Annotated in this window: 27 protein-coding genes; all 27 read left to right on the top strand. The window is 36.0% G+C overall.

What is annotated here, in order from left to right; genetic code table 11:
- Positions 1-12 precede the first annotated feature (12 nt).
- The 27 genes from J2Z26_RS06585 to fliY all read left to right on the top strand — a co-directional run bounded on the left by J2Z26_RS06585 (position 13) and on the right by fliY (position 25087).
- Positions 13-1356, top strand: coding sequence for a hypothetical protein (locus J2Z26_RS06585; RefSeq protein ID WP_193536692.1), 1344 nt, complete (start codon positions 13-15; stop codon positions 1354-1356).
- Complete coding sequence (locus tag J2Z26_RS06580; protein WP_193536690.1) at positions 1353-1631, top strand: EscU/YscU/HrcU family type III secretion system export apparatus switch protein; 279 nt, start codon at positions 1353-1355, stop codon at positions 1629-1631. The genes J2Z26_RS06585 and J2Z26_RS06580 overlap by 4 nt, the downstream gene beginning before the upstream one ends.
- A gap of 266 nt (positions 1632-1897) precedes the next feature.
- Complete coding sequence (gene sucC, locus J2Z26_RS06575; protein ID WP_193536688.1) at positions 1898-3058, top strand: ADP-forming succinate--CoA ligase subunit beta; 1161 nt, start codon at positions 1898-1900, stop codon at positions 3056-3058.
- An 18-nt stretch (positions 3059-3076) separates the two neighbouring features.
- Positions 3077-3979 carry a succinate--CoA ligase subunit alpha gene (gene sucD / locus J2Z26_RS06570; RefSeq protein ID WP_193536686.1) on the top strand — a complete coding sequence of 301 codons (903 nt, stop codon included), beginning with the start codon at positions 3077-3079 and terminating at the stop codon, positions 3977-3979.
- Positions 3980-4053: 74 nt separating this feature from the next.
- Positions 4054-4941, top strand: a complete 888-nt coding sequence (dprA, locus tag J2Z26_RS06565) for a DNA-processing protein DprA (RefSeq protein WP_193536684.1) — start codon at positions 4054-4056, stop codon at positions 4939-4941.
- A gap of 142 nt (positions 4942-5083) precedes the next feature.
- Entirely contained in the window at positions 5084-7159 is a 2076-nt protein-coding gene (gene topA / locus J2Z26_RS06560; RefSeq protein WP_193536682.1) for a type I DNA topoisomerase, read from the top strand.
- Between the two features lie 108 nt (positions 7160-7267).
- Positions 7268-8572, top strand: coding sequence for an FADH(2)-oxidizing methylenetetrahydrofolate--tRNA-(uracil(54)-C(5))-methyltransferase TrmFO (gene trmFO, locus J2Z26_RS06555; protein WP_193536680.1), 1305 nt, complete (start codon positions 7268-7270; stop codon positions 8570-8572).
- Positions 8573-8829: 257 nt separating this feature from the next.
- Positions 8830-9372, top strand: coding sequence for an ATP-dependent protease subunit HslV (gene hslV / locus J2Z26_RS06550; RefSeq protein WP_193536678.1), 543 nt, complete (start codon positions 8830-8832; stop codon positions 9370-9372).
- 15 nt (positions 9373-9387) lie between these two features.
- Positions 9388-10788 carry an HslU--HslV peptidase ATPase subunit gene (gene hslU / locus J2Z26_RS06545; protein WP_193536676.1) on the top strand — a complete coding sequence of 467 codons (1401 nt, stop codon included), beginning with the start codon at positions 9388-9390 and terminating at the stop codon, positions 10786-10788.
- Positions 10789-10874: 86 nt separating this feature from the next.
- Complete coding sequence (codY, locus tag J2Z26_RS06540) at positions 10875-11654, top strand: GTP-sensing pleiotropic transcriptional regulator CodY (RefSeq protein ID WP_193536674.1); 780 nt, start codon at positions 10875-10877, stop codon at positions 11652-11654.
- Positions 11655-12003: 349 nt separating this feature from the next.
- Positions 12004-12399 (top strand): flagellar basal body rod protein FlgB, encoded by a 396-nt coding sequence (gene flgB / locus J2Z26_RS06535; protein ID WP_193536673.1) that lies wholly within the window; start codon positions 12004-12006, stop codon positions 12397-12399.
- A 2-nt stretch (positions 12400-12401) separates the two neighbouring features.
- Entirely contained in the window at positions 12402-12857 is a 456-nt protein-coding gene (gene flgC / locus J2Z26_RS06530) for a flagellar basal body rod protein FlgC (RefSeq protein WP_193536671.1), read from the top strand.
- 10 nt (positions 12858-12867) lie between these two features.
- Positions 12868-13167: a flagellar hook-basal body complex protein FliE gene (gene fliE, locus J2Z26_RS06525; RefSeq protein ID WP_193536669.1), complete on the top strand. Its 300-nt coding sequence runs from the start codon at positions 12868-12870 to the stop codon at positions 13165-13167.
- Positions 13168-13242: 75 nt separating this feature from the next.
- Positions 13243-14841, top strand: coding sequence for a flagellar basal-body MS-ring/collar protein FliF (gene fliF / locus J2Z26_RS06520; protein ID WP_193536667.1), 1599 nt, complete (start codon positions 13243-13245; stop codon positions 14839-14841).
- A gap of 11 nt (positions 14842-14852) precedes the next feature.
- Complete coding sequence (gene fliG / locus J2Z26_RS06515; protein ID WP_193473293.1) at positions 14853-15872, top strand: flagellar motor switch protein FliG; 1020 nt, start codon at positions 14853-14855, stop codon at positions 15870-15872.
- 1 nt (position 15873) lies between these two features.
- On the top strand, positions 15874-16632 hold the full coding sequence (gene fliH / locus J2Z26_RS06510; RefSeq protein ID WP_319638063.1) for a flagellar assembly protein FliH: 759 nt from the start codon (positions 15874-15876) through the stop codon (positions 16630-16632).
- A gap of 3 nt (positions 16633-16635) precedes the next feature.
- Positions 16636-17952, top strand: coding sequence for a flagellar protein export ATPase FliI (gene fliI / locus J2Z26_RS06505; protein WP_193536663.1), 1317 nt, complete (start codon positions 16636-16638; stop codon positions 17950-17952).
- Positions 17953-17955: 3 nt separating this feature from the next.
- Positions 17956-18399 (top strand): flagellar export protein FliJ, encoded by a 444-nt coding sequence (gene fliJ / locus J2Z26_RS06500; protein WP_193536661.1) that lies wholly within the window; start codon positions 17956-17958, stop codon positions 18397-18399.
- Positions 18400-18407: 8 nt separating this feature from the next.
- A complete protein-coding gene (locus J2Z26_RS06495) occupies positions 18408-18995 on the top strand; it encodes a MotE family protein (protein ID WP_193536659.1) in 588 nt (195 codons plus the stop codon).
- Between the two features lie 32 nt (positions 18996-19027).
- Positions 19028-20422, top strand: coding sequence for a flagellar hook-length control protein FliK (locus tag J2Z26_RS06490; protein WP_193536657.1), 1395 nt, complete (start codon positions 19028-19030; stop codon positions 20420-20422).
- Positions 20423-20430: 8 nt separating this feature from the next.
- Entirely contained in the window at positions 20431-20895 is a 465-nt protein-coding gene (gene flgD / locus J2Z26_RS06485; RefSeq protein WP_193536655.1) for a flagellar hook assembly protein FlgD, read from the top strand.
- Positions 20896-20907: 12 nt separating this feature from the next.
- On the top strand, positions 20908-21279 hold the full coding sequence (locus tag J2Z26_RS06480; RefSeq protein WP_193536653.1) for a TIGR02530 family flagellar biosynthesis protein: 372 nt from the start codon (positions 20908-20910) through the stop codon (positions 21277-21279).
- 71 nt (positions 21280-21350) lie between these two features.
- The gene (gene flgG, locus J2Z26_RS06475; protein ID WP_193536651.1) at positions 21351-22142 is read left to right on the top strand and encodes a flagellar basal body rod protein FlgG; all 792 of its coding nucleotides are present in this window, start codon (positions 21351-21353) and stop codon (positions 22140-22142) included.
- Between the two features lie 46 nt (positions 22143-22188).
- Positions 22189-22407: a flagellar FlbD family protein gene (locus J2Z26_RS06470; protein WP_193536649.1), complete on the top strand. Its 219-nt coding sequence runs from the start codon at positions 22189-22191 to the stop codon at positions 22405-22407.
- Complete coding sequence (fliL, locus tag J2Z26_RS06465; protein ID WP_193536647.1) at positions 22404-22826, top strand: flagellar basal body-associated protein FliL; 423 nt, start codon at positions 22404-22406, stop codon at positions 22824-22826. The genes J2Z26_RS06470 and fliL overlap by 4 nt, the downstream gene beginning before the upstream one ends.
- 40 nt (positions 22827-22866) lie before the next feature.
- On the top strand, positions 22867-23865 hold the full coding sequence (fliM, locus tag J2Z26_RS06460; protein ID WP_193536645.1) for a flagellar motor switch protein FliM: 999 nt from the start codon (positions 22867-22869) through the stop codon (positions 23863-23865).
- Positions 23852-25087 (top strand): flagellar motor switch phosphatase FliY, encoded by a 1236-nt coding sequence (gene fliY, locus J2Z26_RS06455; protein WP_193536643.1) that lies wholly within the window; start codon positions 23852-23854, stop codon positions 25085-25087. Before fliM ends, fliY begins: the two co-directional genes overlap by 14 nt.
- The last annotated feature ends 9 nt before the right edge of the window (positions 25088-25096 follow it).

The following is a 25096-nucleotide window of genomic DNA, read 5'->3' as shown; positions in this document are numbered from 1 at the left end:
GGAGGAGTATTTGTGAACTTAGGTGTGATTCAGACATTACTAAAAGCCCGACAACTCAATCCTACAAATGCTCTCTCTTTAAAAGTTGGGCAAATTTTTCAAGGGAAGGCTGTTAAATTATTTAGAGAAGATGTTGCCCAAATTCAGGTAGGCTCAACTCAATTTGTGGCAAAACTTCATGCGCCGTTAATCCTGCACCAAAACTATTGGTTTCAGGTTCAACCTAATGATGAACAAACAGAGTTAAAGGTCTTTTATAATAAAGATATAGGGGTTATAAAGGATCCTATTAGAAGTGAACTTATCGGATCACAACAACTATTAAATAAACTTGGAGTAAAGGCAACGAATGCTTCTCTTCCGCTTATTAAGTTTCTTCATGATGAAAATATCCCGTTTACAACGGAGCAATTTCAACAAGCTGTAAATCAACTTTTAAATCAGAAAGAAATTAGCAAAGGATTGAGTATAGTAAAGTATCTACTTTTGAATCAGCTCCCTATCACTTCAAAAACATTTCATTCATTGATAGCAGTACAGGATGATAGCCCAATGGTTAGTTATATTTCAAAGCTACTAATTGATCTGGAAAAGATTCAAGATAAGACGCCAAATACAAATAGGTTAATAACCATGTTGCAAAATATACTCGGTGAAGAAATGAATAAAGTTATTGATTCTTCCGGCAGTAAAGTGGTGTTACCAAATGATCAAACAATGCAGAAGGTTTTCAAACAAATGATCACTTCTTTTGGTCTACAGTATGAGAATGATTTAGTCAAATCTATGGATAGTGGCAATAGGCAAAGCCTATCTATTCAATACGAAACACTAAAGCCTCTTCTCATGACGGCATTATCAGAACTAAACTATCTACCGGGTAAAGAAACATTAGAGCATTTAATAAATCGGATTACCGGTCAACAACTTCTTTCACGTGGTGATAGTGATTTTGGCCATCTGATTTTCCAAATACCCTTTCAGCTTGGGGGGAAGTTATCAGATTTAACAATACAATTTTCTGGGAAAAAGAATAAAGACAAAGAGATAGATCCTAATTATTGTCAGCTTTTCTTTCAGTTAGAGCTAGGAACTCTTCGTGAAACGATGATTGATGTTAAAATACAAAACCGTATTTTGAGCATCACGATATATAATAACCACAGACTATTAGATAAGTTAGTACAGGGAATGAAGTTTTCATTAGCTGAAGGACTTGAAAAAGTAGGTTATAAACTTTCATCTATAAAAGTAAGTGAAATAAGTGAAAAATTAACAGGAACTGAGGGAATATCACCTACCTCAAAAATACTGAGAAGAAATGATGGATATACAGGGGTTGATATTAAAATATGAATGTTGAAAAAAAGCAACACCCTAAGGCTATTGCTCTTTCTTATGACTCTTCAATACATTCTGCACCAAGATTAACTGCTAAAGGAAAAGGGAAGGTTGCCGAGAACATCATAAAGATTGCAAAAGAACAAAAAATACCGATTCAGGATGATCCAACCCTTGTAGAATTATTGAGTCAATTAAAAATAAATGAAACCATCCCAGACGAGCTATACCAAGTTGTAGCAGAAATATTTGCTTTTATTTATAAAGTAGACAAAAAACTAGATGCGTAATTGCTATTTTTAAATAATTTACAAGTGAAAAAAGGTAAATACTTGGTAATATATATTGTTCATAAGAAAAAGTTAATCATTTAGACACTATTTTAGTTTGAATAGTAGACAAGGTAGATATCATTTTATACAATGTAAACGCAGTCTATTTTATTTTGATTAGAAATTATTGTTTTCTTGATTTCTAATTTTGAAAATAGAGCAATTCTAACATTGCTTCAATTTTCTTTATAAAAATTGGCTTACATACGATAGGAGGATGGGAAATGAATATCCATGAGTATCAAGGGAAAGAAATCCTCAGAAAATACGGGGTTGCTGTTCCAAATGGTAAAGTAGCATTTACGGTTGAAGAAGCTGTTGACGCTGCAAAAGAACTTGGCACTGCAGTTTGTGTAGTAAAGGCTCAAATCCATGCAGGTGGACGTGGAAAAGCCGGTGGAGTTAAGGTAGCAAAGAATCTTGATGAGGTTCGTACATATGCTAGTGAAATTCTTGGTAAAACATTAATCACACATCAAACAGGTCCAGAAGGTAAAGAGGTTAAGCGCTTACTGATTGAAGAAGGCTGCGATATTAAAAAAGAATATTATATTGGTCTAGTTTTAGATCGTGCAACTTCACGTGTTGTGTTAATGGCATCAGAAGAGGGCGGAACTGAAATCGAAGAGGTTGCAGAAGCAACACCTGAAAAAATCTTCAAGGAAGTTATTGATCCTGTATTAGGATTAACAGGTTTCCAAGCTCGTAGAATTGCTTTCAACATTAACATTCCAAAAGAATTAGTTGGTCAAGCAGTTAAATTCATGATGAGCTTATATACTGCATTTGTTGAAAAAGATTGCTCTATCGCTGAAATTAACCCATTAGTTGTAACTGGTGATGGAAAAGTAATGGCATTAGACGCAAAATTAAATTTCGATGCTAATGCTCTATACCGCCAAAAAGATATTGTTGAATATCGTGATTTAGATGAAGAAGATGCAAAAGAGATTGAAGCATCTAAATATGACCTAAGCTATATTTCACTTGATGGAAATATTGGTTGTATGGTTAATGGTGCTGGTCTTGCTATGTCTACAATGGATATTATTAAACATTACGGTGGAGACCCCGCTAACTTCCTTGATGTTGGGGGCGGTGCAACAGCAGAGAAGGTTACAGAAGCATTCAAAATTATTCTATCTGACAAAGCAGTTAAAGGTATTTTTGTAAATATCTTTGGTGGAATTATGAAATGTGACGTAATTGCAGAAGGTGTTGTAGCAGCGACAAAACAAGTTGGTTTAGAAATTCCACTTGTAGTTCGTTTAGAAGGTACAAATGTTGACTTAGGTAAGAAGATTTTACAAGAGTCAGGTCTTAATATTACTGCTGCTGAATCTATGGCAGATGGCGCACAAAAAATCGTATCACTTGTAGGATAGAAAGGCAGGGGACAATTCATGAGCGTATTTATTAATAAAAATACAAAAGTACTAGTACAAGGTATTACTGGTTCTACAGCTTTATTCCATACGAAGCAAATGCTTGAATACGGTACAAATATCGTAGGTGGAGTAACACCTGGTAAAGGTGGTACAGAAGTAGAAGGAGTTCCTGTATTCAATACAGTGACTGACGCTGTAAATGCTACAGGAGCAAATGCATCTGTTATTTATGTTCCAGCACCATTTGCTGCTGATGCAATTATGGAAGCTGTTGATGCGGAATTAGACCTAGTTATATGTATAACTGAACATATTCCAGTATTAGATATGGTTAAAGTTAAGCGTTATATGGAAGGGAAAAAGACTCGCTTAGTGGGTCCTAACTGTCCTGGAGTTATCACTCCAGATGAGTGTAAAATTGGGATTATGCCAGGTTACATTCATACAAAAGGACATGTAGGTGTTGTTTCTCGTTCTGGAACGTTAACTTATGAGGCTGTACACCAATTAACTCAAGAAGGTATTGGGCAATCAACTGCAGTTGGTATTGGTGGAGATCCAGTTAATGGTACAGATTTCATCGATGTGCTTAAAGCATTTAACGAAGATGAAGATACGTATGCAGTTATTATGATTGGTGAAATCGGTGGTACTGCTGAAGAAGAGGCAGCTGAGTGGGTTAAAGCAAACATGACTAAACCTGTTGTTGGCTTTATCGGTGGTCAAACTGCACCTCCAGGAAAGCGTATGGGCCATGCTGGAGCAATCATCTCAGGTGGTAAAGGTACTGCAGAAGAAAAAATTAAAACAATGAATGAGTGTGGCATTAAAGTTGCTGAAACTCCATCAGTAATGGGAGAAACATTAATCTCTGTTCTTAAAGAACAAGGACTATATGAAAAATGTAAAACTCATTAATGCTTTATAAGCAAATAGCTCCCTTAAAGGGGGGCTATTTGTATTTAACTTTTTAAAAATTAGGAGGTATGTGAATGAAAAACGTTAGGGATCGATTAATCCATTTACACCATTGTAGAGGTGTTAGTTGGAAAGGAATTGTAGCTCTTCTAAAATATGACCCGTCATTAGACTCTATCTATTCGTTTTCCCACAAAACTGTAGAATCTCTTCTTACTCTCTCCAAATCCACTGCACAAATTTTCCTAAAAGATTTGCATTCTATTGAAATCCAAAGTATGCTAAAACAATATAATGAACAAAATATTCATTTAATTACCATTTTTGATCAAGATTATCCAGACCAACTTAAGCAAATCTTTGATCCGCCTTGGGTGTTGTATGCGAAAGGTGATCTAGCTCTTCTTCATGAGAAAAAGCAACTAAGTGTGGTCGGAACTAGATTACCTACAGCCTACGGATATTACTGTATGGAAAAGTTGATCATCCCATTGATTGAAAAACAATGGTGTATTATAAGTGGTATGGCAGAAGGTATTGATACGAAGGCACATCAACTTGCTATTAATAACGGGGGAAGAACAATTGCTATTATAGGAAGTGGCTTTAATTATATCTATCCAAAAAGCAACTTGAAACTGGTAGATATGATTATACAAGAACATCTTATACTGTCAGAATATCCACCAAATACAAAACCCCAGCGTTGGCATTTTCCAATGCGAAACCGTATTATAAGTGGTATGTCAAAAGGGACAATTGTTGTAGAAGCCAAAGACAGGAGTGGTTCATTAATTACTGCAGACCAAGCCCTACAACAAGGTAGAGAAGTTTTTGCCGTTCCAGGTTCCATTCTCAGTAATAAAAGTACAGGCACGAATAAACTAATCCAACAAGGTGCCAAGTTAGTACTATCACATATAGACATCCTTGAAGAATTAGAAGAAGAGTATTATGTTTAAACAAATTCCTAAATAGCTAAAATGAAAAATAGGGTTTATAAAATTTAAATATTCATTTTTATGTATAACTGTTTGACAAACTATCAATAAATATTCAATAATAATGAAGATTTCTATTACCCTCTTAAGGAGGAAATGTTTTATGTCTGACTACTTAGTCATAGTTGAATCACCAGCAAAAGCAAAAACAATTGAACGATATCTAGGTAAAAAATATAAAGTGAAAGCTTCCATGGGACATGTTCGTGATTTACCTAAAAGTCAAATGGGAGTTGATACGACAAATAATTATGAACCTAAATATATAACAATTCGTGGTAAAGGACCTGTTTTGAAAGAGCTAAAGACAGCTGCAAAGAAAGCAAAAAAAATCTTCCTCGCAGCCGACCCCGATAGAGAAGGTGAGGCAATTGCATGGCATTTAGCTCATACGCTTAATATAGATATTTCTTCTGATTGTCGAGTAGTTTTTAATGAAATTACGAAAGACGCAATTAAAGAATCCTTTAAACATCCTCGAGCAATAAATATGGATCTAGTAGATGCTCAACAAGCTCGTAGGATTCTTGACCGTCTCGTTGGCTACAATATTAGCCCGTTGCTATGGAAAAAGGTTAAAAAGGGCCTGAGTGCAGGAAGAGTTCAATCTGTTGCAGTAAGGTTAATCATTGAGCGTGAAAAAGAGATTAAAGACTTCATACCGGAAGAATATTGGACAATTAGGGCTGACTTTGTTAAAGGTAAGGAAAGTTTTGATGGTCAGTTTTACGGTATGGATGGTTCGAAACTAGAGTTAACAAATGAAGATGACGTGAATAAAGTGTTAAACAGGTTAAGTGGTAATGGATTCACTGTTCAAACGGTCACGAAAAAAGAGCGTAAAAGGAACCCAGCACCACCATTTATTACTTCATCCTTACAGCAAGAGGCTGCCCGAAAGCTAAATTTCAGGGCTAAAAAGACCATGATGCTTGCCCAGCAATTATACGAAGGTATTGACTTGGGTAAAGAAGGAACTGTTGGTTTAATTACATATATGAGAACAGATTCAACACGTATTTCTGAAACTGCTCAAAACGAAGCGGCAGACTATATTACAAGTAGCTTTGGCTCAGATTTTCTCTCTGATAATAAAAAGAAAGAAAATAAAGGTGCGAATACTCAGGACGCGCATGAAGCAATTCGTCCAACTTCTACTCTAAGAGAACCAAATAGTATGAAGGAGTATCTAAGTAGAGACCAACTAAGACTTTATAAATTAATATGGGAACGTTTTGTAGCTAGCCAAATGGCACCTGCTGTAATGGATACAATGAGTGTAGATCTTGTGAACCAAGATATCATTTTTAGGGCGACTGGATCTAAAGTTAAATTCCCTGGCTTTATGAAGGTATATGTTGAAGGAACCGATGACAGTGTAGAGGAAAAAGATAAAATGCTTCCTGATTTAAAGGAAGGGGACAAAGTTATCTCCAAAGATATTGATCCGAAACAACATTTCACTCAACCACCTCCTAGATACACTGAGGCTCGATTGGTTAGAACGCTTGAAGAATTGGGTATTGGTCGCCCTTCTACTTATGCACCAACACTTGATACCATTCAAAAACGAGGATATGTATCTCTGGATAATAAACGATTCATTCCTACAGAACTAGGTGAAATCGTTTTAGAGCTAATACTAGAATTCTTCCCGGAGATACTAGATGTTGAATTTACAGCGAAGATGGAGAATGGTTTAGATGAGGTAGAGGAAGGCAAGGTTGAATGGGTAAATGTAATCGACTCCTTCTATAACGGGTTTGAGAAGCGCCTTGAAAAGGCTGAGAATGAAATGCAAGAAGTAGAGATTAAAGATGAGCCAGCAGGTGTTGATTGCGAAGAATGTAATCACCCGATGGTCTTTAAAATGGGACGTTACGGTAAGTTTATGGCATGTTCGAATTTTCCAGACTGCCGTAATACGAAGGCCATTGTAAAAGAAATAGGTGTAACATGTCCAAGTTGTCATGAAGGAAGTATTATTGAGCGTAAAAGTAAAAAACGTAGAATCTTCTATGGCTGCGACACGTATCCAAAGTGTGAGTTTCTTTCTTGGGATAAACCGCTTGCTCGAAAGTGTCCTAAGTGTGAAAGCATGCTTGTAGAGAAAAAGCTCAAAAAAGGACAACAGGTTCAATGTGTAGAGTGTGATTACAAAGAAGAGACGCAAAAATAGTTAATTCTGTGGTGGGCTCGAATTGTGCTCACCACTTTTATGTTGTATAACTGTTTTCGCGATTACCATAATAGAAGTAAAGGCATTAGAGATGGAGGCAATTAAAAGATGAATGATGTTTTTGTAAATGTAATAGGAGCAGGATTGGCTGGTAGCGAAGCAGCCTGGCAAGTAGCGAAAAGAGGAGTAAAAGTTCATTTATATGAAATGAGACCTGTAAAGCAAACGCCAGCTCACCATACAGATAAATTTGCAGAATTAGTTTGTAGTAATTCTTTACGAGGAAATTCATTAACAAATGCAGTTGGCGTTTTGAAAGAAGAAATGCGTTACCTAGACTCTGTAATAATAAGCTCTGCAGATGCTTGTGCAGTTCCAGCTGGAGGAGCATTGGCTGTAGATCGTCATGAATTTGCAGGAAATGTAACAGAAAGAGTTAAAAACCATCCAAATGTTACAGTATTTAATGAAGAAATTACTGAGATACCTAAAGGAACTACAATCATTGCAACAGGGCCTTTGACTTCCCAGGCGTTATCAAATCAATTAAGAGAGCTAACAGGGGAAGATTATCTATATTTCTACGATGCAGCTGCACCCATTCTTGAAAAAGATAGTATTGATATGGATAAGGTTTACCTTAAGTCTAGGTATGATAAGGGAGAAGCCGCATATCTTAATTGTCCAATGACGGAAGAGGAATTTGATCGATTTTATGAAGCATTAACAACTGCTGAGACAGTCCCTTTAAAGGAATTTGAGAAGGAAATCTTTTTTGAAGGTTGTATGCCAGTCGAAGTAATGGCAAATCGAGGGAAGAAAACATTACTTTTTGGCCCGATGAAGCCCGTTGGTTTAGAGGACCCTAAAACAGGGAAGAGACCATATGCAGTTGTTCAACTTAGACAGGACGATGCTGCTGGTACATTATATAATATTGTAGGATTTCAAACCCATTTAAAGTGGGGCCCACAAAAAGAAGTTATTCGTTTGATTCCTGGGTTAGAGAATGCAGAAATTGTACGATACGGAGTTATGCATCGAAATACGTTTATCAATTCACCGAGCTTATTAAAACCAACATACCAATATAAAGACAGAGAAGACTTATTCTTTGCGGGTCAAATGACCGGTGTGGAAGGTTATGTTGAATCGGCTGCTTCAGGGTTAGTTGCAGGAATAAACGCTGCTAACCATGTTTTAGGAAATGAATTATTAACTTTTCCACCTGAGACGGCAATAGGAAGTATGGCTAGATATATTACCTCTACCAGCTCAAAGAACTTTCAGCCTATGAATGCGAATTTTGGCTTATTTCCAGATCTTGATCGAAAAATCAAAAATAAACAAGAGCGTTATGAACAGTATGCTGATAGAGCATTAAAAACAATTCAGAATTTTATAAAAAAATAAGAGAAATTGTTTGCAAGGGCTACTAAATTGTGATACTATTTAGTAGCCTTTGTGAGGTGAAAATATTGGAAAATATGAATGTTTCGTTACATTTATCTTTTCAGTCTTTACAAACTCATAAAAAGGATTAAAATATACAATTGTCGTCGAAGAAGAGGATCATACAAGCATGAGGTTTTCGAAAACGCTCTAACCAATACATATTTCATGTCAACCCTAATCTTGGGTGCAGTTTTTCTTAGAGGAGGTCGAGAATAATGTCTACGTTTCACGCAACAACGATTTTTGCAATACATCATAAAGGGCAATGTGCAATGTCAGGTGACGGTCAAGTAACTTTTGGTAATGCAGTAGTAATGAAACATACAGCCCGTAAAGTGCGAAGAATCTTTCAAGGGAAAGTTTTAGCTGGATTTGCTGGTTCGGTCGCAGATGCGTTTACTTTATTTGAGATGTTTGAAGGGAAATTAGAAGAATACAATGGTAATCTCCAAAGAGCTGCTGTTGAACTTGCTAAAGAATGGCGTAGTGACAAAGTATTAAGAAAGCTTGAAGCAATGTTAATTGTTATGGATAGAAAGGATCTTTTACTTGTATCTGGCACAGGTGAAGTGATTGAGCCTGATGATGGGATCCTAGCAATTGGTTCAGGGGGTAATTATGCATTGTCGGCAGGTCGTGCGCTGAAGAAATACTCAGGAGAACATTTGACTGCGGTAGAAATAGCTAAGGCTTCATTAGAGATTGCTGGTGAAATTTGTGTTTATACGAACGAAAATATTATTGTCGAAGAGCTATAAGGAGGGATTTCATTCATGAAAAATAATCTAACTCCACGTCAAATTGTTGAAATGCTTGATCAATATATAGTAGGTCAAAGAGATGCTAAAAAGGCTGTTGCAGTTGCGTTAAGAAATCGCTATCGCCGTAGCAAACTAAATGATCAACTTCGGGATGAAATCGTTCCCAAGAATATCTTAATGATTGGTCCTACAGGAGTAGGGAAAACCGAAATCGCAAGAAGGCTAGCAAAACTAGTAGGTGCTCCGTTTATTAAGGTCGAAGCAACAAAGTTTACAGAGGTTGGTTATGTAGGACGAGATGTAGAATCAATGGTCCGGGACTTAATTGAAACCTCGATAAGGTTAGTTAAAGAAGAAAAGATGAATAGCGTAATGGGGAAGGCAGAAGAGAATGCCAACAAACGTATTGTCGAGCTATTGGTGCCTGCCCCACAAAAGCAAAATGCGTATAAGAACCCACTAGAAATGCTTTTTGGTGGCGGTCAATCTAATGTTCAAACTGAGCCAGAAACAATAAAAGAGGATGAAAGTATTTCTGATAAACGAAAGAGAATTACCCATCAACTTGCTCTTGGAGAACTTGAAGATCATTACGTAACAGTTGAAGTTGATGAACAGCAGCCATCAATGTTCGATATGCTTCAAGGTTCAGGTATGGAACAGATGGGCATGAATATGCAGGATGCTCTTAGTAATTTCATGCCAAAAAAACGCAAAAAAAGAAAGCTTACTGTTAGAGAAGCAAGAAAGGTACTTACAACTGAAGAAGCATCAAAATTGATTGATATGGATGAAGTTAGCCAAGATGCGATTTTTAGAGCGGAGCAATCTGGTATTATCTTTATTGATGAGATAGACAAAATTGCTGGTAAGAATCAATCTTCTTCTGCAGATGTTTCTAGAGAAGGAGTACAAAGAGATATTTTGCCTATTGTTGAAGGGTCAACGGTTGTTACAAAATATGGTTCCGTAAAAACAGATCATGTCTTGTTTATCGCAGCTGGTGCATTCCATATGGCTAAGCCATCTGATTTGATTCCAGAACTACAAGGGCGTTTTCCGATTAGAGTTGAACTAACAAAGCTAACGGTTGATGACTTTGTAAGAATTTTGGTTGAACCGGATAATGCATTACTTAAACAATACATTGCTTTATTAGAAACGGAAGGTATAAAACTAGAATTTTCTGACGATGCTATTCGTAGATTGGCTGAAATTGCATACCAAGTAAATCAAGATACTGATAATATTGGTGCAAGAAGGTTACATACAATTATGGAAAGATTGTTAGAAGATTTATCTTTTGAGGCACCTGAAATTTCGATGGGTACGGTGACAATTACTTCAAAATATGTTGATGAAAAGTTAAATACTATTGTTAAAAACAAAGATTTAAGTCAATTTATTTTATAAATCCTTGTCATAGCATTAAAAAGAATTATTCTTGAATTAAGATCTACCAATATAAGGAATTGAAAAGTAAATAGGAGGATTTATCCATGGCATTATTAGAAAAAACAAGAAAGATTAACTCAATGTTACAAAAGGCTGCTGGCAAACCAGTTAACTTCAAGGAAATGGCTGAAACATTACGTGATGTTATCGTATGTAATGTATTTGTATTAAGTCGTAGAGGAAAATTACTTGGATTTGCTATTAATCAGCAAATTGAGAATGAGCGTATGAAGAAGATGCTTGAAGATCGTCAGTTTCCAGAAGAGTATACAAAAAGCTTATTCAATATCCCAGAAACATCTTCAAACCTTGACGTAGAAAGTGAATATACTGCATTCCCTGTTGAAAACAGAGAGTTATTTAAGAACGGTTTAACAACAATTGTTCCAATCATTGGTGGAGGAGAGCGTTTAGGTACACTAATATTATCTCGCTTAGAACAATCTTTTGAAAATGATGATTTAATTCTTGCTGAATATGGTGCAACAGTTGTTGGAATGGAGATTCTCCGTGAAAAGGCTGAGGAGATTGAAGAGGAAGCTAGAAGTAAAGCTGTTGTTCAAATGGCAATTAGCTCATTATCGTATAGTGAGTTAGAAGCAATTGAGCATATTTTTGAAGAGCTGAACGGAAGCGAAGGACTATTAGTGGCTAGTAAAATTGCTGACCGAGTAGGAATCACAAGATCCGTTATCGTAAATGCATTACGTAAGCTTGAAAGTGCTGGAGTTATTGAGTCGCGTTCCTTAGGGATGAAAGGAACGTATATCAAAGTTCTAAATGATAAATTCTTAGTAGAATTATCTAAGTTAAAAGCAAATTAATCGTTTAAAAAGAAGATTGGTCATACCAGTCTTCTTTTTTTACATTGATTTATAAAGGATAAATGGGTACTGGTAAAAATTTTATTGTCGAAACCTGAAGAAAAACAGTGAATATGCAAAAAGTTTGACATATAATATATTTATAAGGTATGAGAAATGTTGATAGCATTTCTTTTTTTTTATGAGTACTTACATTTAAACTATGCATATGTATGAAAAAAGAACTATCTTGTCGAAAAATGAAGGTTTTTCTATAAGTTCCATAGACATACGTGTCATAATTCATTAAAATAATCATATTACGTCATAATAATTCGAAATATGTAGAAATTTTATGGGGGGACCTCCATTGAAACTTTTTTCCAGTACAATAACCACTTTAGAACAAGCGATGAATTACTCAACTGCTAAGCAGAAGGTAATCTCACATAATATTGCTAATTCAGATACGCCGAATTATAAAACAAAAAGTGTTAGTTTTAATTCTGAGTTTAGTAGAGTACTAAAAGATTCCATGCAGGCGAATAAAACTGATATACGTCATTATGATTTTAAGTCTACTAACAGTAAAAGCTTCTCTGTCTTTACAAAAAACAGTAGTTCATATAACCATAACGGTAACAATGTGGATATAGATAAAGAAATGACAGAACTTGCTAAAAATCAAATTTATTATAATGCTGTTGCAGACAGAATAGGAAGTAAATTTAATTCTCTTAAAACGGTAATTAGAGGAGGGAAGTAGGAATGACCATCTTTCATAGTATAAATACAACATCATCAGCTTTAACTGCCCAAAGATTAAGGATGGATGTTGTTTCATCTAATATGGCTAATATTGATACAACTCGTGGGAAATTTGTGGACGGAGAATGGCAACCTTATCGTAGAAAAATGGTTGTTACACAGGAGAATACAGGCCATTTCTCATCCTTTCTAAAAACTGCTGTAGCTAATAATGGCAGCTCTCTTGGAAATGGAGTAAAGGTTACAAAAATTGCAGAAGATGAGGCTCCTTTTAAATTAGTTTATAACCCAGATCATCCGGATGCAAATGAAGAGGGATATGTTCAATTACCTAACGTTGACCCTTTAAAGGAAATGGTGGATTTAATTAGTGCTACACGGTCTTACGAAGCAAACGTTACGGTACTAAATGCGACAAAAGGTATGTTAATGAAAGCACTAGAAATAGGGAAATAGGTGAAAAAAGATGATTGATAAAATCTCAATAGCAAATCAATTAACAAACACGCCAATTGTAAAAAAGGTAACTACGCCTAACGAAGCGCATCAAGCTTTTTCTTCTATGCTGAAAAATGCGATAAATAATGTTAACGACACCCAAAGTAAATCTGACGAAATGACTGTTAAGCTTGCCAAAGGTGAAAATGTTGACTTACATCAAGTTATGATTACAGCTGAAAAAGCAAGTGTTACAATGGCAGCTACAATGGAAATTCGCAATAAAGTAATTGAAGCCTATCAAGAAGTAATGAGGATGCAAGTATAATTGCTCGGGTGCAATTATACATAGCGGTTATTAGCTGCATCGAGAGAAAACAAGATTAATAACCGGGGGCTAGTGATGAACGAAAAATTAATACAATATAAAAATAAATCAACTGAATATTGGCAAAGTCGCTCAAAGGGACTAAAGATGCTGGTAGTAGGTTCAATTATTGGCCTGCTTTTCGTAGTTGTTCTAGTTTCCATTCTCACATCTAAAGAAAACTTTGTTCCTCTATATAGTAATCTATCACCACAAGAAACTGGTCAAATAAAAGCTACTCTTGATTCAAGGGGAATTAGTTCTCAAATATCAGATAATGGGGCGACAATAAGTGTTCCAACTGAAGTAGTGGATACTTTAAAAGTGGAATTAGCAGCCGAAGGAATTCCGAATAGCGGAAGTATAGACTACTCATTCTTTAGTCAAAATGCTGGTTTCGGTATGACGGATAATGAATTTAATACACTAAAGCTTGAAGCTATGCAAAATGAATTAGCAGGCCTCATGAAAGGAATCGACGGGATTAACGATGCGAGGGTAATGATTAATCTTCCTCCAGAAAACATCTTTGTAGGAAGTGGTCAGGAAGCTGCCAGTGCTTCCATTGTTTTAAACACAAAGCCAGGGTATAAATTTGATCAACAGCAGATCAGTTCGTTATACCATCTAGTTTCCAAAAGTGTTCCAAACCTTCCCACTGATAATATCGTCATCACCAATCAATACTTTGAGTACTTTGATCTAGAAAGTGAAAAAAATAATTCTTTTGTTGGTGATATTTCAACACAGCTAGATATTAAAAAGGAAATTGAACGAGATATCCAGCGACAAGTACAGCAAATGCTTGGAACAATGATGGGCCAAGATAAAGTTGTTGTCTCAGTAACTGCAGACCTTGACTTTACTCAGGAAAATCGTGAGGAAAATATCGTAGAACCTTTTGATAGAGAAAATAATGAAGCGATTGAAATTAGTGTAGAACGTATTACGGAAACTTTTACAGGTAACGGACAACAAGCAGCTGGTGTTGTTGGAACTGGTGAAACAGATATTACAAACTACCCAGCAGATGGTACAACAGGTAATGGAGACTATGAACGGATTGAAGAGAGAATAAACAATGATGTAAATCGAATTCGAAAAGAAATTGTAGAGAGCCCTTATAAAATCCGGGACCTAGGTATACAGGTAATGGTCGAGCCACCTGATGCCGAAAATAGAGAATCTTTACCGCAGGAAAGTGTTGATGATATTAAACAAATTCTTGGCACCATTGTCCGTACAACGATAAATAAGGATGTTAATACACCACAACTTACTGAACAGAATATCGAGGATAAGATAGTTGTATCTGTTCAACCATTTAAAGGGAAAGTCGAAACAACCACTACACCTGTGGTAAATACAATTCCAATTTGGATTTACTTTGTTGGTGGTGGATTAGTACTCGTAATTCTACTTCTTCTATTCCTTAATCTTAGAAAGAGAAAGACAGATGATTCTGTTGAATTCGAAGAAGAAGAAGAGGAGCAGTCGTATATTGGTAATGTACCAGATGTTAATCGCGAAAGAGAGACTGAAGGAACCGTCCGCAGAAAACAACTTGAAAAAATGGCAAAGGAAAAACCAGAGGACTTCGCAAAACTATTGCGCTCTTGGTTAGCTGAAGATTAGGGGGAAGAATGGTGGCAAAAAGAGATAAAGACATTAGACTATCCGGAAAACAAAAAGCAGCCATTCTTTTAATCTCATTAGGACCTGATGTCTCTGCTTCTGTCTATAAACATCTATCAGAGGAAGAAATTGAAAAGTTGACACTAGAGATTTCAGGGGTAAGGAAGGTAGATGCATCAGCAAAAGAAGAAATTATGGATGAGTTTCATCAAATTGCTCTTGCACAAGACTATATTGCTCAAGGCGGAATAGGTTATGCCAAGACTGTATTAGAGAAGGCATTAGGTGCTGATCAAGCTGCAACGATTATTAACCGCCTTACATCTTCTTTACAAGTTAAACCTTTTGACTTTGCACGAAAAGCAGATCCTGCTCAAATTCTAAATTTTATACAAAATGAGCATCCACAAACGATTGCATTGATCCTTTCTTATTTGGATGCTACTCAGGCAGGACAGATTTTATCGGAGCTTCCACAGGAAATGCAAGCAGATATTGCAAGAAGAATTGCACTCATGGATAGTACTTCACCGGAAATTATTAATGAGGTTGAACAAATCCTCGAGAGAAAACTATCTGCTACTGTGACACAGGACTATACCCAAACGGGTGGTATAGAGGCTGTAGTAGAAGTGCTAAATGGAGTTGACAGAAGTACAGAACGGACAATTCTTGATGCATTAGAAATTCAGGATCCCGAACTAGCTGAAGAGATTAAGAAAAGAATGTTTGTATTTGAAGATATTGTTACATTAGACAATCGTTCGATTCAAAGAGTTATTCGAGATGTTGAAAATGAGGATCTATTATTATCACTTAAAGTTGCAAGTGAAGAAGTAAAGGAAATCGTCTTTAAAAATATGTCTAAACGAATGGTGGATACGTTTAAAGATGAAATGGAATACATGGGACCAGTTCGATTACGAGATGTAGAAGAATCGCAATCTCGAATTGTTGCAGTAATTAGAAGGCTTGAAGAAGCAGGGGAAATCGTCATAGCACGTGGCGGAGGAGATGATATCATTGTCTAGAGTGATAAAATCTAACTTTACGAATACGACGATTGATGAAAAAAGAATTATAGCATTACAAAAAATTAAAACTTCACTAAATAACCAAGAAAACATTGAAGTTGATTTTACTAAGTTCCATTTGGAAGCTGAAGCTATTATTCAAGAAGCACAGCGAAAGGCTGAACATCTTCTTTCTAGTGCAAAGTTAGACTTAGAAAAAACATTAGAAGAAATTGAAAATCAGAAACTAAAATGGGATTCTGAAAAACAAGAGCTTCAAGCACTAGCAAAAAAAGAGGGCTATTCCTATGGATTAGCAGAGGGTAAACAAGAAGGGCTAGACGAGTATAAAACACTAATCGCTGAAGCAAGGGAAATTATTGACATTTCAAAGCAAGAGTACAGTACTCTAATCAATTCTTCAGAAGAGACCATTTTAAAGATTGGATTAAAGGTAGCCAAAAAAATCATCACTAAAGAGTTAAATGACAACAACGAAGATTTTCTACTCATTGTAAGAAAGGCTATAAAAGAGGTCAGTGAATATACTCAAATACAAATACAAGTTCACCCACGCTATTTTGAGCTTCTGTTAAACCAAAAAGAAGAGCTTAGAAATCTATTTAACAAGGAAACGGAACTATCCATTTATCCAAATGAAGAGTTACAAGAAACCGGCTGTGTGATTGAATCAAGTTTTGGAAGAATTGATGCTAGTGTTGATAGTCAGTTAATTGAAATTAAGCACAAACTTCTTTCCTTGTTGGTAGGTGAATAATTTATGAAACTAGTTGACTTACTAGAGGAAATAGATACGATCAATCCATATAAGCGTTATGGAAAAGTAAATAAGGTAGTTGGACTAATGATTGAATCTAGAGGTCCGGAATGTTCGATTGGAGACGTCTGTTATATCAATGTTGGTTCAAAACACAAGCGTAAAATTCAGGCAGAAGTCGTTGGATTTCGTGAAGAATATGTTATTTTAATGCCCTATACTTCTGTTAATGAAATTTCTCCAGGGAGTATAGTAGAAGCTACTCTAAAACCGTTAGAAATAAAAGTAGGATCTGCTTTAATAGGTAGTGTTATTGATTCAATTGGTATGCCACTAGATGGTAGCCAACTTCCAAAAGGATTAACATCTGTGCAAACTGACCAAAATCCTCCGAACCCATTAGAAAGACCGCCGATAGACGAAGAAATTTCAGTTGGTGTTCGTATGATTGATAGTCTTTTAACCGTCGGGAAAGGTCAGCGTGTAGGGATCTTTGCTGGAAGTGGTGTGGGTAAAAGTACTTTAATGGGAATGATTGCTCGTAATACGACTGCCGATATAAATGTAATAGCATTAGTAGGAGAGCGTGGACGAGAAGTTAGAGAGTTCATCGAACGAGACTTGGGAGCTGAAGGGTTACAGCGATCAATCGTAATCGTAGCTACTTCTGACCAACCTGCACTTATGAGATTAAAGGCAGCTTATACGGCTACCTCTATTGCAGAGTATTTTCGGGATAAAGGACTTAATGTCATGTTTATGATGGATTCGGTTACTCGTGTAGCTATGGCGCAAAGGGAAATTGGATTAGCGATAGGCGAGCCACCTACAACCAAAGGTTACACGCCAAGTGTATTTTCAATTTTACCCAAACTACTAGAAAGAACAGGTACAAATAAAAACGGCACAATTACTGCTTTTTACACCGTACTAGTAGATGGTGACGACATGAATGAACCTATAGCGGATACAGTTCGGGGAATACTTGATGGTCACTTGGTCTTAGATCGCGCGCTAGCGAATAAAGGACAGTTCCCAGCTATAAATGTATTAAAAAGTATTAGCCGTGTAATGAATCATATTGTTCCTGAAGAACACCGTCATAATGCAGAAAGATTAAGAGAGCTTTTATCAACCTATATTAATTCAGAAGATTTGATAAATATTGGTGCGTATAAAAGAGGATCATCTAGAGATATTGATGAAGCAATTCGTTATTATCCTAAAATTATATCCTTCTTAAAGCAAGGCACTGAAGAAAAGATATCTGCAGAAGAGAGCTTACAAAGATTGCAAAAATTAATAGAAGTAGGTGAATAGTGAATGAGCTATCAGTTTGAATTTCAAAAATTATTAGCAATTAAAGAAAGAGAAAAAGACAAAGTGCTAGTTGATTACAATGAATCTGTAAAACATTTTGAAACTCTTGCTGAAAAGTTATATTCCTATTTAAAACGTAAAGAAGAGCTTGAAGAAAAAAAGGTATCGAAACTTAGCACAGGTTTAAAAATCCAAGATATTAGACATCAGCAGCAATTTATTATTAATCTCGAGAAGACTATTGCACATTATCAAAAATTAGTTATGGAAAGTCGACAGAAAATGCAGCAATTTCAAGCTATCTTACTTGAAAAAAACATTGAAGTTAAAAAGTTTGAAAAAATGAAAGAAAAAAGACTTCAGGCGTTTGTTGCTGACCTTAGTTATCAAGAGAGTAAATTAATGGATGAAATTTCTATACAACAGTTTATGGGTAAAGGAAATTAGGTGGAGAAATGGATTCGAAAGTTTCAGCTGGTAAGATTTATAGCAAATTTCAATGGTTTCTATTTGTTATTGTAATACCTATTCTTTTTACAATTACCTTGGCATTAGTTTTATTAACAATTGCAGGTGTTAATGTTTTTGAATACTCGAAAGTGATTACTCAAAATACACCAATTGTGTCTAGCTATGTTTCAAGTGACGAGCATGCTATTGTTGAAAATAGGGAAAGTGTTGAGTTGCAAATTAGCTCATTAGAGGGAACAATTCAAGAAAAAGAAGAGCAAATTGCTGAATTAGAAAAAAACCTTGTGGAAAAAGAAACAGAAATTAATTCCCTACAAGAAGAACTGTTATTTCTTGAAGAGGAGTTGTTAGTAAAAGAAGAAGAACAAAAAACTTATGGGAAAACCATAGCAGAAATTTCGAAAATGTATGAAACAATGTCACCGAAAAATGCTGCTGTTATCATACCAAAACTTGATAATGAAGAGGCTTTATCTATACTTTCTGCTTTAAAAACGGAAACTGTCTCAAAGATTCTAGAGAAAATGGATCCTGAAGATGCAGCTAAGTACACGCAATTGCTTACAGAGTAGATAGCTTTACTATCTGAGAGGAGGTGAAAAAATTGAGAATAGAGACCTTTTCATTAACAAATCAAAATGACACTAAATTCGATCAAAATGACCAGTCTCAAAAGGCATTTAATTTTAGTGGATTGCTAAGTTTAATATCTACTACTCATCATAATCCTACTGAATCAATTAGAAATAAGCTAGGACAGAACCTGGTAATGAATCAGCAGTTTAGTAATATTGGTGAATCAGAGGATTTAATGGAATTGGAAAGTGAAAGTTTTTCGGCTTTTGTTGAATTACTTACCAAGTCAGAGAAAGGTTTCTTTGATTCAGGCAATAATGTTGATATAGAAATAAATGAGGCAATTGCTGTTCTTGTTAACCAATCTGAAGGCACAGAAAAGAATGATCTTGAGTCACTCATTACGGAATTACTTGCAAGTTTACCAAATGATGTGAAAAGTAACATTGAACAAATCCTTCAATCATTTATGCTAGGTGGCAGCCTCGATAATTCATTAGATGAACAGCTAAATCCTGAAAATACAATTGCATTGTTAATTTTACTAGCACGGTCTGTACAGGATGGAAAGAAATTAATGGAGAACCCGTCAGTTTCAAAGATAGTTGAACATGTGAATAGACAGCTTAAAACTATTAATCTATCTCAGATTATTCCTAGTAAACAAGATCTTTCAAAGACACTAAATAAGCTAGTCGAACTATCAAATACCATAGTAGAAAAGATAACACAAAACCATGGAAAGATCACAGAAGTTGATAGTAATAGGAGTTACTTACAATCAGTATTCTCCAGATACTTCGCTCAACCAAATGGACTGAAAGTGAATCACGGCTTAGTTGCACAAGCAGTAGTAACTGATCAAGAGGGTATACAAACATCTTTTAAGTCTGATATGAATACCCAAGGTATAATTGGAACTCCAGACCTACAAGTTCCAATGACGAAGGTACAACAGTTTGCCTTGTTTGTAGAACAACATGGGAAGCAAACAATTAATCAAGAACAATTTATAAAAGAGTTTCAAAACATCTTGGCGCGTAGTCAAATTGGAAACGGCAAGGATGGAATGAAACTGTTAATTAAGCTTTATCCTGAGCACCTAGGATCATTAAGAATAGAGCTTTTACAAAAAGATAATATGATGATTGCTCGTATTATTGCTTCATCTGGTGCAGCCAAAGATGTTCTAGAGTCTCAGATTCAATCCTTGAAGCAGTCTTTCTTATCTCAAAATATCCAGGTGGAAAAAATTGAAGTATCGCAACAATTTCAGCAGCCTGATCGTTTTTTACAAAAGGAATCCCAACAACACAATGGACACGGAAATCGCCAGATGAATGATAATAATCAGCAAGAAGAGTCTGAGTTAAATCAATCATTTGAATCTGCATTACAAGAAGAACTTAACGTGAAAGTATAGGTGATAGCATGACTAATAAGATTGACTCTAGTCTGTATCTCTCAAATGTTCAGCAACAGAGGAAAACTGGAAATGACATTCTTGGTAAAGATGATTTCTTAAAAATTTTGATGACTCAGTTGCAAAACCAAGACCCAATGAATCCAATGCAAGACAAAGACTTTATTGCCCAAATGGCAACCTTTTCTTCTTTAGAGCAAATGACTAATATGAGCAAGACGATGGAGAAGTTTGTTAGTGCTCATAATGGGGATCTTTTACTTAAGTACAGTAGTATGATTGGTAAAGAAGTGGAATGGGCTTATAAAACAACTGATTCTGAAGGCAATGTGTCCGGAAAATCTGGTATTGGGATTGTCAAGTCAATTAAACAAAAGGGTACTGATATTGAGCTTGAACTTGAAGATGGGACAAAAGTTTATACAGATGAAATTATTAAAGTAAGTCTTCCTAATCCCGTACTTGAACAATAGGGAGGAAGAAAAATGGATCATAGAATACATCAATTACAAAGTCATCCGTTGTCAATGACACTGAAAAAAAACACAGCTGGAATAACACAACCAACTATTTCATTTAAAGAAACACTTGCACAGGCAACTGCTCTAAAAATTAGTAAGCATGCACAAAAGCGTCTTGATGAGAGAAACATATCAATTGACCAAAAAAGATGGGCTCAAATTAATGCCAAGGTTGCTGAAGCGAAATCCAAGGGCATTAGCGACTCATTAGTAGTAATGGATGAAGCTGCATTGATTGTCAATGCGAAAAATAATACTGTTATTACAGCAATGAATAGAAGTGAAGCAAGTTCACAGATATTCACCAACATAAACGGAACAATACTTATAGACTAAATGGCTGGACCGAAAGGAAGCCAACGCCTTGCTGACTGACTGAAGCAGGCTAATCGAGAGGAGAGAAAATAATGCTAAGATCAATGTACTCAGGTATCGGTGGTATGAAAAACTTCCAGATTAAATTAGATGTAATCGGAAATAACATCGCAAACGTAAATACTTATGGATATAAAAAAGGGAGAACAACATTTAAAGACCTTGTGAGTCAGCAGATTGCTGGGGCTGCGGCACCTACAGGGACACAAGGGGGAGTAAACCCTAAACAAGTAGGATTGGGTTCACAACTTGGATCAATCGATTCAATTCACACTCAAGGGAGTTTGCAAACTACTGGAAGGCCTCTAGACCTAGGTATTTCTGGAGATGGATATTTTATGGTCACTGATGGAACATCGGATTTTTACACAAGATCAGGAAATTTTTATTTAGATCAAGCGGGAAATATCGTTAATTCTGATGGATTAAGACTTGCAGATATTGGTGGAAATGCTCTTCCAGTAATGCCTCCAAATGCAGAGAGCTTTAGTATAGCTAAAAACGGAACAGTTAATGCAATTGTCGGTGGTGCTGTGGTAGTGGTTGGGCAGATTGGTTTGGCTAAATTTCCAAACCCTGAAGGTATGGAAAAAGCAGGTGACAATCTTTATATAGCTTCTGCAAACTCTGGAGTAGCAACTCCTGGTGCACCTGGTACTGGTGGTGCGGGGTCACTCGTATCCGGAGCTCTTGAAATGTCAAATGTTGACTTATCAGAAGAGTTCACAGATATGATTGTTGCACAACGTGGGTTCCAAGCAAATACTCGAATTATTACAACTTCAGATGAAATCCTTCAAGAATTAGTAAACCTTAAACGATAGGTAAGGGAGGTAAGGGGCTAAAGTAAACTTTAGTCCCTGATATATATTGATAAAACTGACTCGATTAAATGGAAAGCCTTTTACATTAAATGCTATTTATATTGAACAGGTAGAATCATTCCCGGATACAACTATTACCTTAACAAATGGAAAAAAGTTTGTCGTGAAGGAATCCGTAGATGATGTTAACCTGAAGGTGAGAAACTTTTATCACAGTGTAAATGTGTTAGGGCTTCAAAATGACACGGAGGGATCGTCATTGTGAAAAACAAGCTACTTACAATCATGCTAATTATTATCAGTGCTATTACATTAGTAGGTACAACAGCATTTGTCGTTATAATGAATTTTACAGGTGATGAAAAAACCGAACCAACGATTGATGAAGTTTTAGAATCGACAGTTGTTTTACCGGAGATGACTACAAAGTTAAAAGGTAAAGGCTATATGCTCATATCTTTTAACATTCATACTGACAGTAAAAAGGCCAAAACAGAATTAGAAAAACGAGATTTTCAGGTTAGAAATATAGTGATTAAAGAAATATCCGAAATGACAATAGATCAGTTCGAAGGTGAGCAAGGTATTTCCTCACTTGAAAATATATTAAAAGACCGTATTAACGAACTCATGCAAGAGGGTACAGTCGTGAGTGTTTATGCAACCTCCTTTCTCCCTCAATAAATATAACTTATAACGTTAAGGTGAATCGAGGTGATGCATCATGTCGGCGGAAGTTTTGTCTCAAAGTGAAATAGACGCTTTATTATCCGCTCTTTCAACTGGGGAAATGAATGCAGATGAACTAAAGAAGGAAGTAACGGAAAAGAAAGTTAAAGTATACGATTTTAAGCGTGCTTTACGCTTCTCGAAGGATCAAGTTAGGAGTTTAACTAGAATTCATGAAAATTTTTCTAGACTTTTAACGACTTATTTCTCTGCACAATTAAGAACCTATGTACAAATTACCGTAGGATCTGCTGATCAGGTTCCATATGAAGAGTTTATACGTTCAATCCCGAAGATGACAATCTTAAATGTATTTGAAGTTCCACCACTTGATGGAAGAATCCTTTTAGAAGTAAATCCAAATATTGCATATGCGATAATGGATCGTTTATTGGGTGGGCGGGGAGCAAGTATTAACAAGGTTGAAAATTTAACTGAGATTGAAACAAAAATCATGTCTAACATATTTGAAAAAGCTTTCGAAAATCTCCGTGAAGCGTGGGACTCGGTGGCAGATATTGATCCGATGTTGGCAGAGTTTGAGGTGAATCCACAGTTTTTACAAATGGTTTCACCAAATGAGACGGTAGTTGTCATATCATTGAACACGCAAATCGGTGAAACAAGTGGGATGATTAACATTTGTATACCACATGTAGTGTTAGAGCCTATCATACCAAAACTCTCTGCACATTACTGGATGCAAAATGTAAAAAAGGAAAGTGCACCTCAATCAGTAGCTGCAATTGAAAGAAAAATTAGACATGCAGATTTACCAGTTATAGCTGAGTTGGGTTCAACAGATATATCTATTCAAGACTTTTTAATGCTTGATCTAGGGGATGTGATTCAACTCGACCAAACAATTGGTAAACCACTTACGATAAAAGTAGCTGGAACACCTAAATTTACTGGTCAAGCTGGTAAAGTCAATAAAAAAATTGGGATTCAAATTATAAATGCGATACAAGGGGGGAGCGATGACGATGAGTGATATGCTTTCACAAGACGAGATTGATGCACTATTAAGAGGCGTCACTGATTTTGATAATGATAAGGAAGAAAAAATAGATAGTTCCCCTACTAAAGAATATCTAACTTCGATGGAGGAAGATGCTCTTGGGGAAATCGGTAATATTTCTTTTGGAAGCTCAGCAACTGCTCTTTCGACATTATTAAATCAAAAAGTTGAAATTACAACACCTAGTGTTTTTGTTGTGGAGAAGAGTCAGCTTGCAGATGAATTTCCCCAACCCTATGTGGCGATACAGGTTAGTTATACAGAAGGTTTTTCAGGTGCAAATTTATTAGTAATTAAACAAAGTGATGCAGCCATTATTGCTGACTTGATGTTAGGTGGGGACGGAAGAAACCCTGCAGATTTATTAGGAGAAATTCAGTTAAGTGCAGTACAAGAGGCGATGAACCAAATGATGGGTTCTGCCGCTACATCTATGTCCACTGTTTTTAATAAAAAGGTAGATATATCTCCGCCAAGTATTGACGTACTAGATTTTACTGAGAGTGAGACAGCTGGAAAGATTCCAACTGATCAAACACTTGCTAAAATTTCTTTCCGCCTTAAAATAGGGGATTTAATAGATTCAAATATTATGCAGTTAGTTCCTTTGGAATTTGCAAAGGCATTGGTTTATGAGCTGATGAATCCTTCTGCAATTGATGAAGTTGCTCCTACTGCTCAAGCTGATCGCTATGAGGAAAAGGTTGTAACACCAGATTTGACATCTATAGAAGCAAAACAAAACATGGGTAATGACTATGTCCAGCCAGCTTACCAGCAACCGCCGAGCCAACAATCTTACCAAACCAGACCAAGTCAACCATCAGGACCAAAGCATATGGGGGCTAATTACAACCAAGCAATGGGACAACCAACAAATGTTCAGCCAGCTGTATTTTCTAACTTTGAGCAGGTTCAGTTAGGTGAAAATGAAGCGAAAAATTTAGATATGCTTTTAGATATTCCACTTCAAGTGACTGTTGAATTAGGTAGAACAAAACGATCGATTAAAGAAATTCTTGAGCTTTCAACAGGTTCAATTATTGAATTGGACAAGCTTGCGGGTGAGCCTGTAGATGTTCTGGTAAACAATAAACTTGTTGCCAAAGGTGAAGTTGTCGTTATTGATGAGAACTTTGGTGTACGCATTACAGATATTATTAGTCAAAAAGATAGAATTAATAATCTTAGATAATTTTTTAGG

The sequence above is a fragment of the Cytobacillus luteolus genome (genome assembly GCF_017873715.1).
Lineage (GTDB): Bacteria > Bacillota > Bacilli > Bacillales > Bacillaceae_L > Bacillus_BV > Bacillus_BV luteola.
Note: the sequence above shows the minus strand (reverse complement) of the source record. Positions and strands in the feature narration are given on the sequence as shown.

What these genes read in the sequence shown, in the direction of transcription:
- J2Z26_RS06580 (WP_193536690.1), top strand. Translation starts at nt 1,353, where the DNA reads ATGAATGTTGAAAAAAAGCAACACCCTAAGGCTATTGCTCTTTCTTAT.
- sucC (WP_193536688.1), top strand. Translation starts at nt 1,898, where the DNA reads ATGAATATCCATGAGTATCAAGGGAAAGAAATCCTCAGAAAATACGGG.
- sucD (WP_193536686.1), top strand. Translation starts at nt 3,077, where the DNA reads ATGAGCGTATTTATTAATAAAAATACAAAAGTACTAGTACAAGGTATT.
- dprA (WP_193536684.1), top strand. Translation starts at nt 4,054, where the DNA reads ATGAAAAACGTTAGGGATCGATTAATCCATTTACACCATTGTAGAGGT.
- topA (WP_193536682.1), top strand. Translation starts at nt 5,084, where the DNA reads ATGTCTGACTACTTAGTCATAGTTGAATCACCAGCAAAAGCAAAAACA.
- trmFO (WP_193536680.1), top strand. Translation starts at nt 7,268, where the DNA reads ATGAATGATGTTTTTGTAAATGTAATAGGAGCAGGATTGGCTGGTAGC.
- hslV (WP_193536678.1), top strand. Translation starts at nt 8,830, where the DNA reads ATGTCTACGTTTCACGCAACAACGATTTTTGCAATACATCATAAAGGG.
- hslU (WP_193536676.1), top strand. Translation starts at nt 9,388, where the DNA reads ATGAAAAATAATCTAACTCCACGTCAAATTGTTGAAATGCTTGATCAA.
- codY (WP_193536674.1), top strand. Translation starts at nt 10,875, where the DNA reads ATGGCATTATTAGAAAAAACAAGAAAGATTAACTCAATGTTACAAAAG.
- flgC (WP_193536671.1), top strand. Translation starts at nt 12,402, where the DNA reads ATGACCATCTTTCATAGTATAAATACAACATCATCAGCTTTAACTGCC.
- fliE (WP_193536669.1), top strand. Translation starts at nt 12,868, where the DNA reads ATGATTGATAAAATCTCAATAGCAAATCAATTAACAAACACGCCAATT.
- fliF (WP_193536667.1), top strand. Translation starts at nt 13,243, where the DNA reads ATGAACGAAAAATTAATACAATATAAAAATAAATCAACTGAATATTGG.
- fliI (WP_193536663.1), top strand. Translation starts at nt 16,636, where the DNA reads ATGAAACTAGTTGACTTACTAGAGGAAATAGATACGATCAATCCATAT.
- fliJ (WP_193536661.1), top strand. Translation starts at nt 17,956, where the DNA reads ATGAGCTATCAGTTTGAATTTCAAAAATTATTAGCAATTAAAGAAAGA.
- J2Z26_RS06495 (WP_193536659.1), top strand. Translation starts at nt 18,408, where the DNA reads ATGGATTCGAAAGTTTCAGCTGGTAAGATTTATAGCAAATTTCAATGG.
- flgD (WP_193536655.1), top strand. Translation starts at nt 20,431, where the DNA reads ATGACTAATAAGATTGACTCTAGTCTGTATCTCTCAAATGTTCAGCAA.
- J2Z26_RS06480 (WP_193536653.1), top strand. Translation starts at nt 20,908, where the DNA reads ATGGATCATAGAATACATCAATTACAAAGTCATCCGTTGTCAATGACA.
- flgG (WP_193536651.1), top strand. Translation starts at nt 21,351, where the DNA reads ATGCTAAGATCAATGTACTCAGGTATCGGTGGTATGAAAAACTTCCAG.
- fliM (WP_193536645.1), top strand. Translation starts at nt 22,867, where the DNA reads ATGTCGGCGGAAGTTTTGTCTCAAAGTGAAATAGACGCTTTATTATCC.
- fliY (WP_193536643.1), top strand. Translation starts at nt 23,852, where the DNA reads ATGACGATGAGTGATATGCTTTCACAAGACGAGATTGATGCACTATTA.